This window comes from Nocardia sp. NPDC002869 (genome assembly GCF_046764065.1).
Lineage (GTDB): Bacteria > Actinomycetota > Actinomycetes > Mycobacteriales > Mycobacteriaceae > Nocardia > Nocardia rhamnosiphila.
In genome coordinates this window covers 43,377-58,133 of record NZ_JBKOOL010000007.1, presented here as the reverse complement: position 1 = coordinate 58,133, position 14,757 = coordinate 43,377, and the positions used below count along the sequence as shown (strand labels likewise).

Annotated in this window: 14 protein-coding genes and 2 pseudogenes; 8 read left to right on the top strand and 8 right to left on the bottom strand. The window is 70.1% G+C overall.

Going from position 1 to position 14,757, the window contains the following annotated elements:
- The first annotated feature begins 2 nt into the window (after positions 1 to 2).
- Positions 3 to 725, top strand: a complete 723-nt coding sequence (locus tag ACLML9_RS02315; protein WP_411943883.1) for a DUF6875 domain-containing protein — start codon at positions 3 to 5, stop codon at positions 723 to 725.
- 33 nt (positions 726 to 758) lie between these two features.
- Here the strand turns inward: ACLML9_RS02315 and ACLML9_RS02310 are convergent, their stop codons facing one another.
- Positions 759 to 1,724, bottom strand: coding sequence for an SAM-dependent methyltransferase (locus tag ACLML9_RS02310; RefSeq protein WP_411943887.1), 966 nt, complete (start codon positions 1,722 to 1,724; stop codon positions 759 to 761).
- 333 nt (positions 1,725 to 2,057) lie between these two features.
- Positions 2,058 to 2,411: pseudogene (locus ACLML9_RS02305) on the bottom strand (phosphatidylglycerol lysyltransferase domain-containing protein); the annotation flags it as partial.
- A 228-nt stretch (positions 2,412 to 2,639) separates the two neighbouring features.
- On the opposite strand from ACLML9_RS02305, the gene ACLML9_RS02300 reads away from it, so the two are divergent.
- The gene (locus ACLML9_RS02300) at positions 2,640 to 3,800 is read left to right on the top strand and encodes an AI-2E family transporter (RefSeq protein ID WP_411943882.1); all 1,161 of its coding nucleotides are present in this window, start codon (positions 2,640 to 2,642) and stop codon (positions 3,798 to 3,800) included.
- Positions 3,801 to 3,925: 125 nt separating this feature from the next.
- On the opposite strand, the gene ACLML9_RS02295 is transcribed toward ACLML9_RS02300, so the two are convergent.
- The 4 genes and pseudogenes from ACLML9_RS02295 to ACLML9_RS02280 all read right to left on the bottom strand — a co-directional run bounded on the left by ACLML9_RS02295 (position 3,926) and on the right by ACLML9_RS02280 (position 10,114).
- The gene (locus ACLML9_RS02295) at positions 3,926 to 4,303 is read right to left on the bottom strand and encodes a hypothetical protein (RefSeq protein ID WP_411943881.1); all 378 of its coding nucleotides are present in this window, start codon (positions 4,301 to 4,303) and stop codon (positions 3,926 to 3,928) included.
- Between the two features lie 84 nt (positions 4,304 to 4,387).
- Positions 4,388 to 9,100, bottom strand: coding sequence for an HAD-IC family P-type ATPase (locus ACLML9_RS02290; RefSeq protein WP_411943880.1), 4,713 nt, complete (start codon positions 9,098 to 9,100; stop codon positions 4,388 to 4,390).
- A gap of 132 nt (positions 9,101 to 9,232) precedes the next feature.
- A pseudogene (locus tag ACLML9_RS02285) lies at positions 9,233 to 9,430 on the bottom strand (response regulator transcription factor); the annotation flags it as partial.
- Between the two features lie 552 nt (positions 9,431 to 9,982).
- Positions 9,983 to 10,114 (bottom strand): hypothetical protein, encoded by a 132-nt coding sequence (locus ACLML9_RS02280; protein ID WP_411943886.1) that lies wholly within the window; start codon positions 10,112 to 10,114, stop codon positions 9,983 to 9,985.
- A 263-nt stretch (positions 10,115 to 10,377) separates the two neighbouring features.
- On the opposite strand from ACLML9_RS02280, the gene ACLML9_RS02275 reads away from it, so the two are divergent.
- On the top strand, positions 10,378 to 10,554 hold the full coding sequence (locus tag ACLML9_RS02275) for a hypothetical protein (RefSeq protein WP_411943879.1): 177 nt from the start codon (positions 10,378 to 10,380) through the stop codon (positions 10,552 to 10,554).
- Positions 10,544 to 10,831 (top strand): ArsR/SmtB family transcription factor, encoded by a 288-nt coding sequence (locus tag ACLML9_RS02270; RefSeq protein ID WP_411943878.1) that lies wholly within the window; start codon positions 10,544 to 10,546, stop codon positions 10,829 to 10,831. Before ACLML9_RS02275 ends, ACLML9_RS02270 begins: the two co-directional genes overlap by 11 nt.
- A gap of 60 nt (positions 10,832 to 10,891) precedes the next feature.
- Here the strand turns inward: ACLML9_RS02270 and ACLML9_RS02265 are convergent, their stop codons facing one another.
- Complete coding sequence (locus tag ACLML9_RS02265) at positions 10,892 to 11,113, bottom strand: hypothetical protein (protein WP_411943877.1); 222 nt, start codon at positions 11,111 to 11,113, stop codon at positions 10,892 to 10,894.
- Positions 11,114 to 11,272: 159 nt separating this feature from the next.
- On the opposite strand from ACLML9_RS02265, the gene ACLML9_RS02260 reads away from it, so the two are divergent.
- A complete protein-coding gene (locus ACLML9_RS02260) occupies positions 11,273 to 11,500 on the top strand; it encodes a hypothetical protein (protein ID WP_411943876.1) in 228 nt (75 codons plus the stop codon).
- A gap of 11 nt (positions 11,501 to 11,511) precedes the next feature.
- Complete coding sequence (locus ACLML9_RS02255) at positions 11,512 to 11,640, top strand: hypothetical protein (RefSeq protein WP_411943875.1); 129 nt, start codon at positions 11,512 to 11,514, stop codon at positions 11,638 to 11,640.
- A 17-nt stretch (positions 11,641 to 11,657) separates the two neighbouring features.
- Here the strand turns inward: ACLML9_RS02255 and ACLML9_RS02250 are convergent, their stop codons facing one another.
- Positions 11,658 to 12,710 (bottom strand): alpha/beta hydrolase, encoded by a 1,053-nt coding sequence (locus tag ACLML9_RS02250; protein WP_411943874.1) that lies wholly within the window; start codon positions 12,708 to 12,710, stop codon positions 11,658 to 11,660.
- A gap of 201 nt (positions 12,711 to 12,911) precedes the next feature.
- On the opposite strand from ACLML9_RS02250, the gene ACLML9_RS02245 reads away from it, so the two are divergent.
- Positions 12,912 to 13,079, top strand: coding sequence for a winged helix-turn-helix transcriptional regulator (locus tag ACLML9_RS02245; RefSeq protein WP_411943873.1), 168 nt, complete (start codon positions 12,912 to 12,914; stop codon positions 13,077 to 13,079).
- Positions 13,080 to 13,654: 575 nt separating this feature from the next.
- The gene (ald, locus tag ACLML9_RS02240; protein ID WP_411943872.1) at positions 13,655 to 14,752 is read left to right on the top strand and encodes an alanine dehydrogenase; all 1,098 of its coding nucleotides are present in this window, start codon (positions 13,655 to 13,657) and stop codon (positions 14,750 to 14,752) included.
- Positions 14,753 to 14,757: the final 5 nt, after the last annotated feature.

Below are 14,757 nucleotides of genomic sequence, written 5' to 3'. Positions count from 1 at the left end.
TCATGACCACCGACCGAGCCATAGGTAGACGCTCCGGAATCGAACCTGCCAGTCTGTTCGCGCCCGACCCGGTGAGCGCCGCCCTCGAGCACCCCCGCACCTCCGAACTCCGGCGGTGGACTGTCGACTACCTGTGCCGGCCTCATCCGGATCTCGGCCGTCACGGTCCCGTCTGTCCCTATATGAGCCATGCCGTCGAGCGCCGGTTCCTGTGGGCGGCGTTCTTCGACGGTCCCCGGATCGATATCGAGCGCATCGCCGCGATCGTCGACGACCTCTACGAACTGTTCCCCGCCCTGCAGCCCACCAAGGAGCCCGACGCACGTTTCAAAGCTGTCCTCGCGGTCTTCCCCGATCTCACCGATTACACCGGTATCGAGGCCGTCCAACGCGACCAGAAGACCCGTTTCGTCCACGACGGTCTGATGCTCGGGCAGTTCTACCCCGGCTGCACTGTCGCCGGGCTGCACAATCCGCACTTCCCGGCCCTCGATTCGCCGCTCCCCCTGCTCGCCGTCCGGCATATGGTGGCCACCGACTTCTTGTTCCTCGACACCAGCCAGGAATGGATCGATATCTACCTCCATATCTTCGCGCCGTCCATTCCCGAATTCATCACCTCGGCGATGGCCGACCGGCTCGTGCACGAGCCCGCTGTCCCGGACAGCGATGCGGCCGCACCCGAACCGGTGGGCGCGCGCGGCGGCGCACCGCGGCCCCCGTGATCACCGCCGCGCGCCCGCGGCCGGTCACCCGCACTATGCCGCGGGGCCCGGATTCCGCACCGCGGACAGGTACCGCGGTCGTTCCCAGTGCTGTTCGAGTTCTTCGGGGAGATCCGGAAGAGCCAGCCCGTAGGTGGCGGCCAGATCGGCGGGTGCGGCGGCCTGCACCGACCATCCGTGCCCCGCCAGCCACTGTTCCGGATCCGTTCTGTCGTCGGTGTAGAACAGTTCGGCCGGGTCGATGTCACCGAACGGATTCTTGTCGAGGTACTTCGTTTCGATCTTGGCGAAACCGCTGCGCGCCGCCCCGTCCGGGATGCTCTCCACCGCGATCCGGCTGCCGGCCGGGCTCAATCCGCCGATATGCGTGAACAGTGCGTCCTGAGCCGCCCCGGGCAGGTACGGCAGCAGGCCCTCGGCCGACCACACCGTGGCCGCGGCCGGATCCGCTCCGGCGGCCGCCAGCGCGGCCGGCCAGTCGGAACGCAGATCCACGGCCACCGTGCGGCGTCCGGCGCGCGGTGTCGCCCCGTGTTCGGCCAGTACCCGGTTCTTGAACTCGAGCACATCGGGTTGATCGATCTCGTAGACAACGGTTCCCGGCGGCCAGTCGAGCCGATACGCGCGCGCGTCCAACCCGGCGGCGAGTATCACGACCTGCGCGATTCCGTCCCCGGCGGCCGACAGGAAGAAATCGTCGAAGAATTTGGTCCGCAACCCCATGAATCCGGGGACGAGCGGAGCGCCGGCAAGGGTCGGCGGATCCGCCAGTATGTCCAGAAAGTGCGGCTCACCGGCGGCGCGGACGAACAGTTCCGCGTACTCGTCGCGGATGAGCGGCTCCGGGAGCGCGGATTCCAGCGCTCGGAATGTCGCCACCCCCAACGCGGTGAGCCCGACACCGGTGACGATATCCCAGACATCTCCTTCGGTTCGCACGACGGAACCTCCCGATCGACGGTGGATACGGACAAGACGATCACGTGCGAAAAAGCACATCATTTTTGCCGCGCCCCGGAGAAGACCCGTGAGCGGATGAGGCCGGCCACCGACGATTCTACTTCCGGAAAGGGGAGGTCGTGCTGTCCGACCAGGTATTACTCCGGCTCGTCGCGGCGCGGAACGTCCGTGTGTTTCGTGAAGCGCCGGGAGCGACCACGGTGCCCGACGCCAGCGCGGCCGGGTCGGCCTCAGTGTTCTCGGCGGTGCGGCATGAATTCCAGGGTGAGTAGCGCCGCGGCGGCCACGGCAATGTCCCCGCGGCGGATCAGGACATAGCGTCGCTCGGACAGGGCATGGAATGAGGGGCGAAGGCCAGGGATAGCGCACCTCGGTGCCGACACCCGCGTTCACGGTGCGGTTCACCGCCTGACGCAGATTGCGGAACTTGCGGCCGCCGAGATCGAAACTGTCGACATCGAGGACCACGTCGTTGCCGATCGGCACCGCGTGCAGTCCGCGGTGCCGGCCGGCGCAGACCTGCCACAGCTCGGCCAGGCCGGGACTCGCGCCCAGCACCGCGAGCCGCCAACCACGACCGGCGGCGAACTCGGAGAACGCCGAGATCAAGTCCGGGAACGCGGCACGGTCACCGACCGGGTCACCGGCCGGACGAGTCGTCCCGGCCGGGAGGTCGTCGCGGGACCGACCCTGTTCGTCGAGGTAGTGCGGCTCTATGCTCCACATGTGGCCGGGGTCGACCGTGTCGAACTACTGCTGAGACAGCCCGCGTCGTGTACCGGACGCGAGCGGGGATCCGCACTGCCCACGGGGTTCGCCCCACCGATGTATCGAGACCGGAGGACGCCCGGTGGTCGTGCACCGCCACACCGGCCTTCGGGCATCTCCGCGACGTTCCCGCCACGACAGTGCACGCCGACCGATCCACCGGCAAGCGACAGATGAGGTGCGGTGATGAGCACTTCCGACGACGAGTCCGGCCCGGACCGGCCACCGGAGTCCACACCCGGCGCCGATCCGATCGGTGAGGCCGAACGCACTGCGGCAGCGCTGAGCAGCGGCTCGCAGCCGCGCGGCGGACTCGGCCCTCGATTCGACCGGAACTCACCTTTCTTTGTCGGCATGACGGCGGCCGCCGGGGTCTTCACCACGATCACCGCGGTCGCGGCGTTGCGGGCGGTGGAACCCGTACTGGTGATGATCGGAGTCGCGTTCTTCCTCGCCCTGGGCCTCGAACCTCTCGTCCAGTGGGCGACCGCGCGCCATCTGCCGCGCTGGGCGGCGGTCACCGGAGTGTTCGTCCTCGGGGGCGCGGCGGTGGCCGGATTGGTGGCGGCGGCGGTCCCCCCGCTGACCCAGCAGGCTTCGCAGTTCATCGATGCGGTCCCCCGGTATCTCGACCAGCTCACCGATCCCGCGTCGTGGACCGGTCGGCTCAACGACCGGTTCGACCTGCAGAATCGGTTGACGCAGGCGTGGAACGGCGCCGGATCATCGGTGGTCGGCGAGATCGCCACGGCGGGGGAGGCGGTGTTCACCGCCTTGACCGACACCGTCATCGTCACGGTCCTGACCGTCTACTTCCTGGCCGGACTGCCTCGTCTACGGGCCGCGCTGTACCGGTTCGTGCCCCATTCCCGCCGGCCGCGGGCGATCCTGCTGGGCGACGAGATCTTCGCCAAGGTCGGCGCCTACGTCGCCGGCAACGTTCTCATCTCGGTGATCGCCGGAGCGGCGACTTTTCTGTGGTTGGTCGCGTTCTCGGTGCCGTACGCACTGCTGCTGGCCCTGTTCGTCGCCGTGCTCGATCTGGTGCCGGTGGTCGGTTCGACGATCGCCGGGATCGCGGTGGCGGCCGTGGCGCTGACGGTATCGGTTCCGGTCTGCGTCACCACTGTCATCTTCTTCGTCGCTTTCCGCCTCGCGGAGGATTATCTACTCGTCCCCAAGATCATCGGAAGGTCGGTGAAGGTCCCCGCGCTGAGCACTCTCATCGCGGTCCTGGTCGGCGGGGCACTGCTCGGACTGGTCGGCGCATTGGTCGCCATCCCTGTCGCCGCCGCCCTGCACCTGATCGCCCATGAGGTGCTCTTTCCACGCCTCGACAAGGCGTGACGCGCGACGCGCCAGGTCCTCGGCGACCATGTCGTGCCGGTGGGCTCACCGCCGTTCGGTGATCACGACCGGCTCGACCCCGGCCGGGGTATCGGCCGGCCATATGGTGCTCCACCGGGTCGCCGCTACGTCGCGGCCGCGTCGGCGCCCACGGTCTCGGGCCGCGCGGCCGGTTTCCGCAAACGGCCGACGATCAGTCCGGTCGCCGCGAGCGCACCGGCGATGGGCCACTCGACCGCTCCCGCGACGGTGAGCGCACCGAGCCCGCCGTAGTAGAGATAGCGGGTGGGCAGGCACAGCTCGACCGGCCCCGCCTTCATCTTGATGCCCTGGCCGGGAATCGCGACCTTGGCGTCGAAGAAAGGCAGGGCCAGTGTGGCCGCGGGCGCGGCCTCGGTGGTGGGCTGCCCGGCCGGTTTCTCCGGGGACCCGGAGGTCTTCTCGCGGGCTGATCCGCCGCCGCCGGCCGCGGCGGTACTGTTCGTTTTACCTTGTGCAGGCACGGGACACGATCCTCTCGTCGTCGAGAACTACCGGTTCCGGCCTCTCCGGCGCGCGCCGGAGAGGTGTGACAGCGAGCGTGAACGTCATCGATGATCGCGCTCCGAGGGGGTGGAAGGCAACCGATCGACACGATCGATCAGCTCCTCGGTGCGCCGGGCGAACCACGCCGGGGAGAGCACGACCAGCGCGGTGGCGGCGGTGACCGCCGTGAGCACACCGGCCCAGGCCACCGGACCCAGCGGTGTGCACCCGAAGAACTGGCTGACGCCGGGTATCTCGACGACGGCCACGAGCACCGCCGCGCTACCGACCGCCGTGGCCACCACGAGCGGATCATCGTGCCGCAGTAGCAGCGTCTGGGCAAGTTGGGCGCCGACCAGTGCCGTCAACCCCATGGTCGCGGAGCGCCGCCGGGTACCCGGCGTCCAGCGGCCGATCGCCCACGCGACGGTGGCCCCGGCGGCGGTGGCCGCACCACGACGGACTATCGCCTCGACCAATGGGCGGCCGAGCGAGGGAGCAGGTGCGGACAGGACCGAATCCGCATAGCCCGCACCGGTCGCGGCCGGCCCCGCCGCGGCCGCGGGACTCGGCGGTGACACCGCGATGGCGAGCGCCGGGAACATATCCGTGAGCAGGTTGACCAGCAGGAGTTGCCGGGTACTCACCGGGGCGCCGCCGCGGCCGAGGGCGGTGCCGAGGATGGTGAACACCACTTCGCCCGCATTGCCTCCGAGCAACAGGGTCAGGGCATCGCGGACCCCGATCCACATATTGCGGCCTTCGACGAGAGCGTCGAGCAGGGCGGTGAGGTTCTCGCCGGTCAAGACCAGATCGGCGGCTTCGCGGGCCGGTGAGGACCCGCGCCCGGTCACTCCGATACCGGCATCGGCCATCCGGATCGCGGCGGCGTCGTTGGCGCCGTCGCCGACCATGGCGACCACCCGGCCGCACTGCTGCAGGGCCGCGATCACCTGTACCTTCTGCTCCGGGCCGACCCGCGCGAAGACCTGGGCCGAGGCCGCCAGTTCGGCGCGGCCGTTCTCGTCCGCGGCGGCCAGTTCGGCACCGGTGACGACCCGGGCGCCGGCCGGGAAACCGAGCTGGCGCGCGATGGCACGGGCGGTGACGGGGTGATCCCCGGTGATCAGCGCGACGGCGCAGTGGGCGGTGGCCAACTGCTGCAGGAGGGGGCGCGCCGAATCGCGGACGGTGTCGGCGAGACCGACGTAACCCGTGATGGTCAGCTCGCCGGCCAGTTCCTCGATCCGGTCCTGATCGAAACGTGTCCCCTCCCCCAGCGAGTCGAGCTCGCATTGGGCGACGGCGAGCACCCGCAGGCCCTGATCCGCCAGGTGGTGGACGAGATCATCCGCTGCGTCCCGGCCCGAGGATCCGCTGTCGAACCGGCAGCGCGGCACGATCACCTCCGGGGCGCCCTTGAGCACCAACCGTGCCGAGGCGCCCGGTCCGCCGTCGCCGTCGACGATGACGGCCGCCGCGTAACCGCGGCAGGATTCGAAGGGCAGCTCCGCGATCACGATCGGATCGGGACCGTCCTCCGGCAGGCGGGCGGCCGCGGTGAGGACGGCCTCGTCCGTGGCATGTGTATGACCCTCACCCGTGTGCGGACGGGGACACGCCCATGCGGCGGCCCGCACCACCGCGGCCGCGGCCGGTTCGGTGATCTCCGGATAGCCGCCACCCGGCGGGAAATCCGGGGGCACCGCCGTCACGACGGCGAGCCGGTTCAGTGTCAACGTCCCCGTCTTGTCGAAGCAGACGGTGTCGACCCGGCCGATGGCCTCCAGCGCCCGGGGCGCCCGGACCAGTACCCCCAGTTTCGACAGCCGGCGGGCGGCGGCGAGCTGTGCCATGGTCGCCACCAGCGGTAGCCCTTCCGGAACGGCTGCCACGGCAATGGCCACCCCGTCGGCCACCGCCCGGCGCAGCGGTCCACGACGCACCAGCGACAAACCGGTGACCACCGCGCCGCCGGCCAGTGTGAGCGGCAGTACCCGGCCGGTGAGATCGCGCAGCCTGCCCTGGACCCCGGTGGCCGGTGCCACGCCGGACACCGTCGAGATCGCGCGATTCGCGACCGTGGCGGGGCCGGTGGCCACGACGATCGCGCGGGCCCGCCCGGCGACTATCGTGCTGCCCTGGAACAGCATGCTGGCGCGTTCCGCGGCGTGGCCGGCCACCGGTTCGACGTGTTTGAGCACCGGCACCGACTCGCCGGTCATCGACGACTCGTCGACCTCGAGATCCTCGGCGACCAGCAGCCGGGCATCGGCCGGGACCACCTCCGGCGCCCGCAGCTCCAGGACATCGCCGGGCCGCAGCCGGGTCGCGGAGATGACACTGAACCGGTCCGAGGTCCGCGCCGCTTCCAGCCGGTTCGCCGTGGCCGCCTTCGGAACGACGACCCGGCGGACAGCCTGTTCCTGTTCGGCGAACAGGGCTGCCGCGGCATCCTCCGCGCGCAGCCGCTGGATACCACTGACCAGCGCGTTGACGCTCATTACGCCCGCGACCAGCAGCGCGTCGACATTGCTGCCCAGGATCGCGGCGGCCGCGGCACCGATGGCGAGAACCGGGGTGAGCGGATCGCTCAGTTCCCGGCGTGCCGCACCGGCCAGCCGGCCCAGCAGCGCTGTGGGTACGCGCAGTCGTTCGCCCACCACGCTGTGCGACAGGGCGGAGGCCCTCCGGCGCCAACCCGGCGCGGGGTTCGGAATCGGCGCCCGCCGGCCACGGAGGACACGCGCGTACACGATCGCGGGATCGAGGGCGTGCCAGGCGGTGAGCGGGTGCGGCGGCGGGTCCGGTGACCGCACCACCCGCTGCGCGGCCAGCCCGCACAGGATCCAGGCGGTGGCGCCCGCGGCGTCGACCGGAGCGAGCCACCGCCCCAGCCCGAGCCGGCTCCGCCGGCCGGTTTCCCCGGTCACCACGAGCAGGCCCGCCAAGGTGCTGCCCGCCTTGGCCAGGCGCACCGCGGCGTCGATCGCCGGACGCGCGGCCACGACCGCCGCGAGCACCCGGACAGCGTCGGCGAGGTCGGCGCCGGTGACGAGGTCGGCGGTCCACGGTGCCGCTGCCGCGGGATCGTCGACGGCGACCCCGATATCGGCAAGCGCCAGGGCGGCCAGGGTATCCACCGCGTCGGCGTCCGGATGCAACGACGAGATCAGCAGCACCGGGCCACGGTCGGCGCGCAGTTCCCGGACGACGTCGAGCAGGCCGGTACCCGGGCGGTAGGCGGCAGTGACGGAGGCGCCGAGTTCCTCGGTGCCGGCCACATTGCGCAGCACCACCCGCGCACCGGTACGCCGAGCGGTCTCGATCAGCGGAACAGCGCAGGGGTCGAGCTCCCACCCGATCGTCACGGTGGCGACCACCGCGCCGTCGGCGAGCAGGTCGGCGCGGTCGGTCCCCGGCACCGTGGAATCCGGAGTTTCGTGCCACCGCAAGGTGGCGCTGTCGAAACCGGTCTCGTCGGCGGACGCGGGGATCGGCTCACCGTGCAGCAGGGCATCGGCGATCTCGAAGATCCGTCCCCGGCGCCACCCCGGCGCCGAAACCTCGACGTCGAGCACCGTCCGGGTCTCGCCACGCAGTGCCGCGCCGTCGATGACGACCACCCGGACCCGGTCGAGCCGGCGCAACACCCCCGGGTCCAGCACCAGTGAGCCCGCCTTGGCCAATCCCCGGCCGAGGACGAGTGCGTAGGCCTCCCGGCCCATCTGCGCCGCCTTCGGTATGCCGGCCAGCAGCGTATCGGCGATATCGTCGGCCGTACCGCCCCCGAGCAGGGTGCCCGCGGCCGCCACGAGCGACCCGTTGGCGGCTTGTTCGGCGTACTCCTCGACCGGACCGGCTGTCGCGGTGGCGACCGGATCCTCGGCCGGGCGGAGTTCGGATCCGGCCTGCTCCGCCGCGTAGATCGCCGCGGGAGCCGGGCCGCGCGGCCGGGTGGCGGCCGCGAGCCCGGGTTCGCGTTCACACCAGGCCTGCCGGCGGGCCAATGCCTCGGAGATCTGGGCGGTGCGCGCGACGAGATCCAGCAGCGGCGCGGCGGGCGCCAGACCGAGCCCGTGCGCGGTGGCGGAGAACATGGTCGTCAGCAGATCGGTGCCGGCCCGTCCGAGCTTGGACTCCAGTAGGGCGACGATCCGCGGCTGATGGTTGATCACCGCCGCGGCGGCCCGGGCGGCCCGCGGTGCCCGGGGGAACCGTCCCAGCCATCCGATCACCGAGGTACCGACCGCGAGAACATCGGCCACCGCGGCCACCACCGGAACGGCGACCGCCAAGGGGTCCCCGGGATCGGTTGCCGGCCTGCGGTATTGCGTCCCCGGCTCCGGCCCGGCACTCGGCGGGCCGGCCGCGGGGCGGATCATCCGGCGGATCTCGTCCGGATCGGCGGCCTCCGCCAGCTCGATCACCAATCGCCCGAGGATGTTCTCGACGTGCGCGGACACAACACCGGCCCCGGCGCCGACCAGCCGTTCGAGCTCCGCGGCGCCCTCGACGCCGTCCGTCCCCGGCAGGGCCCGGTCCAGATCGATGTGCAGTCTGCGTCCGGACGCCCACACCGGCGGGACACCCGCCTCGTCCGTGTCCCCGCGCGGTGGACCGCCGAGTACGACGCGGGCCCAGTCGCGAATCGGCCCGACCGCCGGGCCCACGAGCGCAGGCGCGACCAGCGCGGTAGCGGATCCGATACGGACGGTCGCCGCCATCGCCCCTGCCGCGAGCCGCGCGATCCCACCGAGATCGATACCCCGCATGCGCTCAGGCTTCCCGAGTGATCGGTCGATGCATTCGGGCGAGTGTAGGCGGGGGAAAGGGCAGTCCCGGAGGCGCGCGCCGCATGTTGCGGTATCGGGATCCAACTGTGCACACGCTGCGCCGAATGCCGATCAGCTCTGATTTGTTGCCTCCACTATCCAGGCCGCTATCTGGACGCGGGAGGTGAACCCCAGTTTGGTCAGAATGTGTTCGACATGCCCCTGAGCAGTGCGCGGCGAGACAACCAGTTCGGTGGCGATCTGCTTGTTATCGACCCCGCGGGCGACCAGAGCGGCGACCTCCCGTTCACGTCTGGTCAAAATGCTGGGAACCGTGCCGGCGATGGACTGCTCGCCCAGTGTCGCGGGCGGCGGTGAGTACGAGCAGGCCCGCCGCGAGTCCTGCCCCGTCCATCGCCGTACAGACCGCGACACCACCGCGGCACGCTCGACGAACAGCGTCACCGCATCGAAACGAGACAGGTCCTGCAACGACGGCTGACGATCCGGAGCCGGGGTTTTCAGCGGCATCACCCACACGGTCGCCTCTCCAGCGATCCTCAGCGGCTCACGACTGGTGATAATGGTCCGCACCCCTGGGCAGGAGAGCAGCAGCGTTTCGGTGAGCTCAGCAACGGCCGCCACGATCTGCTCACAGTTGTCCAGGACAAGCAGCGTTTCGCGCCGGCTCAGATAATGCACCAGGACCTCGAGCAAAGGCCTCGTTGGGAACGAGGCGCTACGCGACGGCGCGGCGGGCGTGGCCCCAGCGGCCGGACCATCCCTCGACACCACCGGGGCGGCAGGCAGCTCACCGGGTGCCGACGGCGTAATCCTGGCGGCGTGGGCGGCCGCGAACCCGTACCTCCGGTGATCGCCGGTCTACCGGGCCGGATACCGTCCAGGGGTGAGCAACCCGGACTCGTAGGCGAGGACGACGAGCTGTGCGCGATCCCGGGCGCCCAGCGCCGCCAGCAGACGGCTCACATAGGTGCGGGCCGTAGCCGGGCTCAGGTGCAGGCTCGCACCGATCTCGCTGTTGTTCTCCCCCCATACCGACGGGCGCGAGTACCTGCCGTTCCCGTTCGGTCAGCCCGGCGATGAGCTCGGGACGGGTCGCGCCGAGATCCCGGGCCACACGGTCGACGAGGGTGCGGGTGATCGACGGAGAGAGTAGCGAGTCACCGGCGGCAACGGTGCGTATCGCGGCGCGCAGTTCGGCGGGGCCGATGTCCTTGAGTAGATAGCCGACGGCGCCCGCCCGGATCGCCGCGACGATGTTGTCGTCCTCGCACCGCGGCCACTCCGTCCGTGCCCGTGGCCGCCTCGCCGACGATGTGGAGACCGGCTTCGCGCAACTCCCCGAGGACGAGCACAAGATCGCCTTCGGCGGTAATACCGACGGCTGGGCCGGCGAACTCGCCGAACTCGTCCAGTACCTCGATGCAGCCTGACCAGGAAACCACCGCCGAACGGGTCTTCGTCGCTCTCGCCGATCCGAGCAGGCGCTCAGTCCTTGCCACCCTCGCCGCGGCCGGTCCAGCCACCGCGACCGATCTCGCCGATCGACTGCCCATCACTCGACAGGCCATCGCCAAACACCTTGCTCTGCTTTCGGACGCGGGCCTGGTGATCGCGGAACCCGGGGAACGGCGGCGCGTCCGGTACCGACTCGATTCCGCACCCATGCAAGTGGCGCAGCAATTCCTGGCCGCGATGGCGCGGGACTGAGACGGCCCGCTCGACGCATTACGTAGACAGCTGGACAGCGGGGAGCATGCGTAGCGGAGTTCATTTCACCCACAGGTAGACGGCCGCCGCGAGCAGGTCGGCGACCTCCGGCCGGACCGCGGCGGCCGGGAGCGAGGCCCTCTGCGGCGCCGCCAGGGACGCGGCGAGCGCGCCGATGGCGGCGGCCGGCCCCCAGCCGATCATCAACATCCGGCCGACCGGCACGCCGATCAGGTGCGCCGAGTCCGGGTTACCGGCGGCTCTCCACGGGGCGCTGGGCAACGACGCGACCGGCGTCGACGAGTACCGCCGACGTGCCGATGTCGAGCGCGAGATGGGCGTTCCTCGCCGGCGGGCACCGCGAAGTCGATGCCGTGCAGCACTTCCGCGCTGCCGGAGCGGGCATGCAGCCCCTCGACGGAGCCGGGACGGTCGGCCGATATGGCGGTGATCGACGTCGACGGGTCACGAGCACACGACATATGTGCCGCGATCGTCGAGGGCGGCGGCGGTATGACCGAGGCGACGATAGTGGTCGGCGAAGTACGCTTCCGGCGTGCGCGGCGGCGAACCGTTACAGCGACGGCCGGTGATGCCGGCCCGCCGGGTGCGCTGCTCGCGGCGGGCTGCACCCGCGCCGACCTGCGTGCGGACAAGGGCTACGACTGAGGGTGCGTGGGATGAGTTCCATCGCGTGGTTGACCGGCTACCGGCGATTGACGATCCGCTACGAACGCCACGGCCATCTCTTCGCCGCATTTCTACAACTCGCAGCCGCGATCACCTGCTACAAGAAACTGCCCACATAAGACACCCTCTTACTCGTCTAGGCGGGTACCCCGAGCCCTTCGGCGAGGAGCGGCCAGGACCGGTAGAACGCGTCACGCCAGTAACCCCACGAGTGCGTGCCCGACGGCGCGTAGTCGAAGGTGGCCGGAATCCGGAGCTGAGCGAGCCGGTCCTGGAGGTTGCGGGTGCACCAACCGGTGGCGGCCTCGATGACGCCGCCGACCAGGAGCTGATTGGCCAGGCCCTGGGGGCCCGGCAGTGCGTAGTCGCCGTCGACGGTGTCCCACTGCCCGGGCAGTCCGTTGCCGGTCGACACGAACAGCCTCGTACCGCGCAGTGCCTCGGCGTTCACCACCGGATCGTTGGCGACCCAGGCCGGATCGTCGTCTTCGCCGTACATATTGCGGACATCGCCGCCACCGTAGAGTTCGACGACGAGTTTGGTGAACTGTCGCCCGACGGGGTCCGCGATCTGGGCGCAGCCGCTGTACCCGGCGACGCTCCGGTAGAAGCCGGGGGCGGCCTCGGCCATCTGCAGAATCGCGGTGGCGGTCATCGAGTTCGCGGCGATGGCATTGACCCCGTTGGTGCCCAGGGCTGCGTCGACCAGCGGCGGCAGCTCCTCGAGGAAGAAGGTGCGCCACTTGTTGCGGCCGAGCACCGGATCATCGCGCTTCCAATCGGTGTAGTAGGCGAACGCGCCACCGACCGGCATCACGACATTCACGTCCTTGGTGGCCAGGAAATCGCCGACATCGGTATTGACCCACCAGGTCGCCGCGTCGGTACCCCCGCCTGCCCCGTTCACGAGGTAGAGCACCGGCCGGGGTTGTGAGGCGTCCCGGGGGCGCTGCACCCGGACGGTGATGTTCTCGTCCATCGCCGCGGAGTGGACCAGCATGGTCAGGCTGCGGCCGTCGACTCTGCTCGCGACGATTCGCGAGCCGTTCGGCGAGACCGGTTCGGCGAGCAACTTCTTGGTGTCGACGATCGGATCGCCGCTGTCGGCGGAGCCGTTCCCGGCGCCGAATACCGTGACGGATGCGGCGAACATCACAGCGGCAAGAGCGACCAGCAGCGCGGGCCTCATACGTCGGCGTCTCATATCGAACCCCAGGTCTCGACTCACGACAGACGGTGCGTCGGCCGGGATTGGAAATCTACCCGATAACCCTGTGGGGCAACCATTCCCGGCCGGCAGATTCCGGGCCCGCGCGTCGCCGCCGCCGCCGCACTCTTCCTGGACCGAGCGCGGGCCGCCGACGCCCGACGGTCAGCCGTCGGTGAAGAGTTGATAGCCCGCTACGACCACGGCACCGCCGATCCTCATGTCGACTACTCCCTCACCGCCGCCGGAACCCGGCTCGTGGCCACGATCCATACGCTGTGTGATTGGCCGCGTACCCACCTCGACCGGCTGCTCGAGGCACCCGCCCATCGAGCAGAACCTTCCGCATGATCCCGGCCGTCCGAAGCCGCCCGGGCGCACGCGGATGCCGGGCCGCTCGGTCACACGGGTATCGACAGCGAGGACGACCGGTGGTACTCCGGCTGCTCGCCTCGCGGAACCCGTCCGGCGGTGAGCGGCGATACATGAGGCGTATCACAGGCTTCGGACACCGATGTCCCGGACGCGGCCTGAGCGAATCCGCTGCCGCAGCGGCGGTCGAACGGTCCCGCGTACCCGCGATGCTCCTGGACACCTCGCCTCCACGCCGGATTCTGAGTTCCCGGATCGGACAGCTGGTGCCATAGGGCCGGGTACCGAGCGCACGACCGCGACAACTCACCTCTTTCGGGCGCACGTTGCGCGATAGCCGGATAACAGTTCGGTTGCGCACCCCGGGGCGCGGATCCACGAGCTCACGACCACCAGTGGGCGAAAGGCATCATGGCTTCCGATTCACCGTCAGGAAGCGTGACCGTGCCATTCCGTATGTCCGAAACACAACAAGGAGGAGTCTCCGTGACAGAAGCGCGTGACACGCTGCCGGGTCCTTCTGCCGTGACGCACACCGCGATGGAGCCGGCCCGGTGAAGATCGGGGTTCCCCGCGAGCTCAAAACGCACGAATACCGTGTCGCGATCACGCCCGCGGGCGCACACGAACTCGTTCGCCGTGGCCATACCGTCGTGATCGAAGCGGGTGCGGGCATCGGTTCCTCGTTCTCCGACGACGATTTCACGGCCGTCGGCGCCGAGATCGCGAGCACCGCCGAGGAGGTATGGCGAACCGCCGATCTGCTCCTCAAGGTGAAAGAACCCGTGACGGAGGAATATTCGCTACTGCGCGCGAATCAGGTGCTGTTCACCTTCCTGCATCTGGCGGCCTCGAAATCCTGCACCGACGCGCTGCTGGCCTCCGGCACCACGGCGATCGCCTACGAGACCGTGACCGCGGGGACGTCCCTGCCGCTGCTGGCGCCGATGAGCGAGGTGGCCGGCCGGTTGTCGGCGCAGGCCGGGGCCTACCACCTGCTGAAACCGACCGGTGGCCGCGGGGTCCTGATGGGCGGGGTCCCGGGGGTCCGGCCCGCCGAAGTCGTGGTGATCGGCGCCGGGGTCGCCGGAAGCAACGCGATCGCGGTGGCATCCGGGATGCGCGCGGATGTGACCGTTCTCGACCTCTCCCTGGATCGGCTCCGGGATATCGACGCGCGCTATGGCGGACAGGTCGAGACGGTCACCTCCAATGCCTACGCGATCGAGCAGGCTCTCCTGCGTGCCGATCTCGTCATCGGAGCGGTCCTGGTACCCGGCGCGAAGGCTCCCACGCTCGTGCCGAACAGCCTGGTGGCGCGCATGAAACCCGGATCGGTCCTGGTCGACGTCGCCATCGACCAGGGTGGCTGCTTCGAGGACTCCCGGCCGACCACGCACGCCGAGCCGACCTACCGGGTACACAACTCGTTGTTCTACTGCGTGGCGAATATGCCCGGCGCCGTTCCGAACACGTCGACGAACGCTCTGACGAACGCCACCCTGCCCTACGTCGTCGCCCTGGCCGACAAGGGCTGGCAGCGCGCGGTTGCCGACGATGCCGGGCTCTCCTCGGGGCTGAGCACGGATCGCGGGCGCCTGTTCTCCGAAGAAGTGGCCGCCGCGCACGGTTACGAGTTCGTCGCGCTCTGAGCCGG

Bases quoted from the DNA above. Each gene is read 5' to 3' on its own strand.
- ACLML9_RS02260 (WP_411943876.1), top strand. From the start codon at position 11,273: ATGGCGGTGATCGACGTCGACGGGTCACGAGCACACGACATATGTGCC.
- ACLML9_RS02250 (WP_411943874.1), bottom strand. From the start codon at position 12,710: ATGAGGCCCGCGCTGCTGGTCGCTCTTGCCGCTGTGATGTTCGCCGCA.
- ACLML9_RS02315 (WP_411943883.1), top strand. From the start codon at position 3: ATGACCACCGACCGAGCCATAGGTAGACGCTCCGGAATCGAACCTGCC.
- ACLML9_RS02275 (WP_411943879.1), top strand. From the start codon at position 10,378: ATGTTGTCGTCCTCGCACCGCGGCCACTCCGTCCGTGCCCGTGGCCGC.
- ACLML9_RS02310 (WP_411943887.1), bottom strand. From the start codon at position 1,724: ATGTGCTTTTTCGCACGTGATCGTCTTGTCCGTATCCACCGTCGATCG.
- ACLML9_RS02300 (WP_411943882.1), top strand. From the start codon at position 2,640: ATGAGCACTTCCGACGACGAGTCCGGCCCGGACCGGCCACCGGAGTCC.
- ACLML9_RS02270 (WP_411943878.1), top strand. From the start codon at position 10,544: ATGCAGCCTGACCAGGAAACCACCGCCGAACGGGTCTTCGTCGCTCTC.
- ACLML9_RS02255 (WP_411943875.1), top strand. From the start codon at position 11,512: ATGAGTTCCATCGCGTGGTTGACCGGCTACCGGCGATTGACGATCCGC.
- ACLML9_RS02290 (WP_411943880.1), bottom strand. From the start codon at position 9,100: ATGCGGGGTATCGATCTCGGTGGGATCGCGCGGCTCGCGGCAGGGGCG.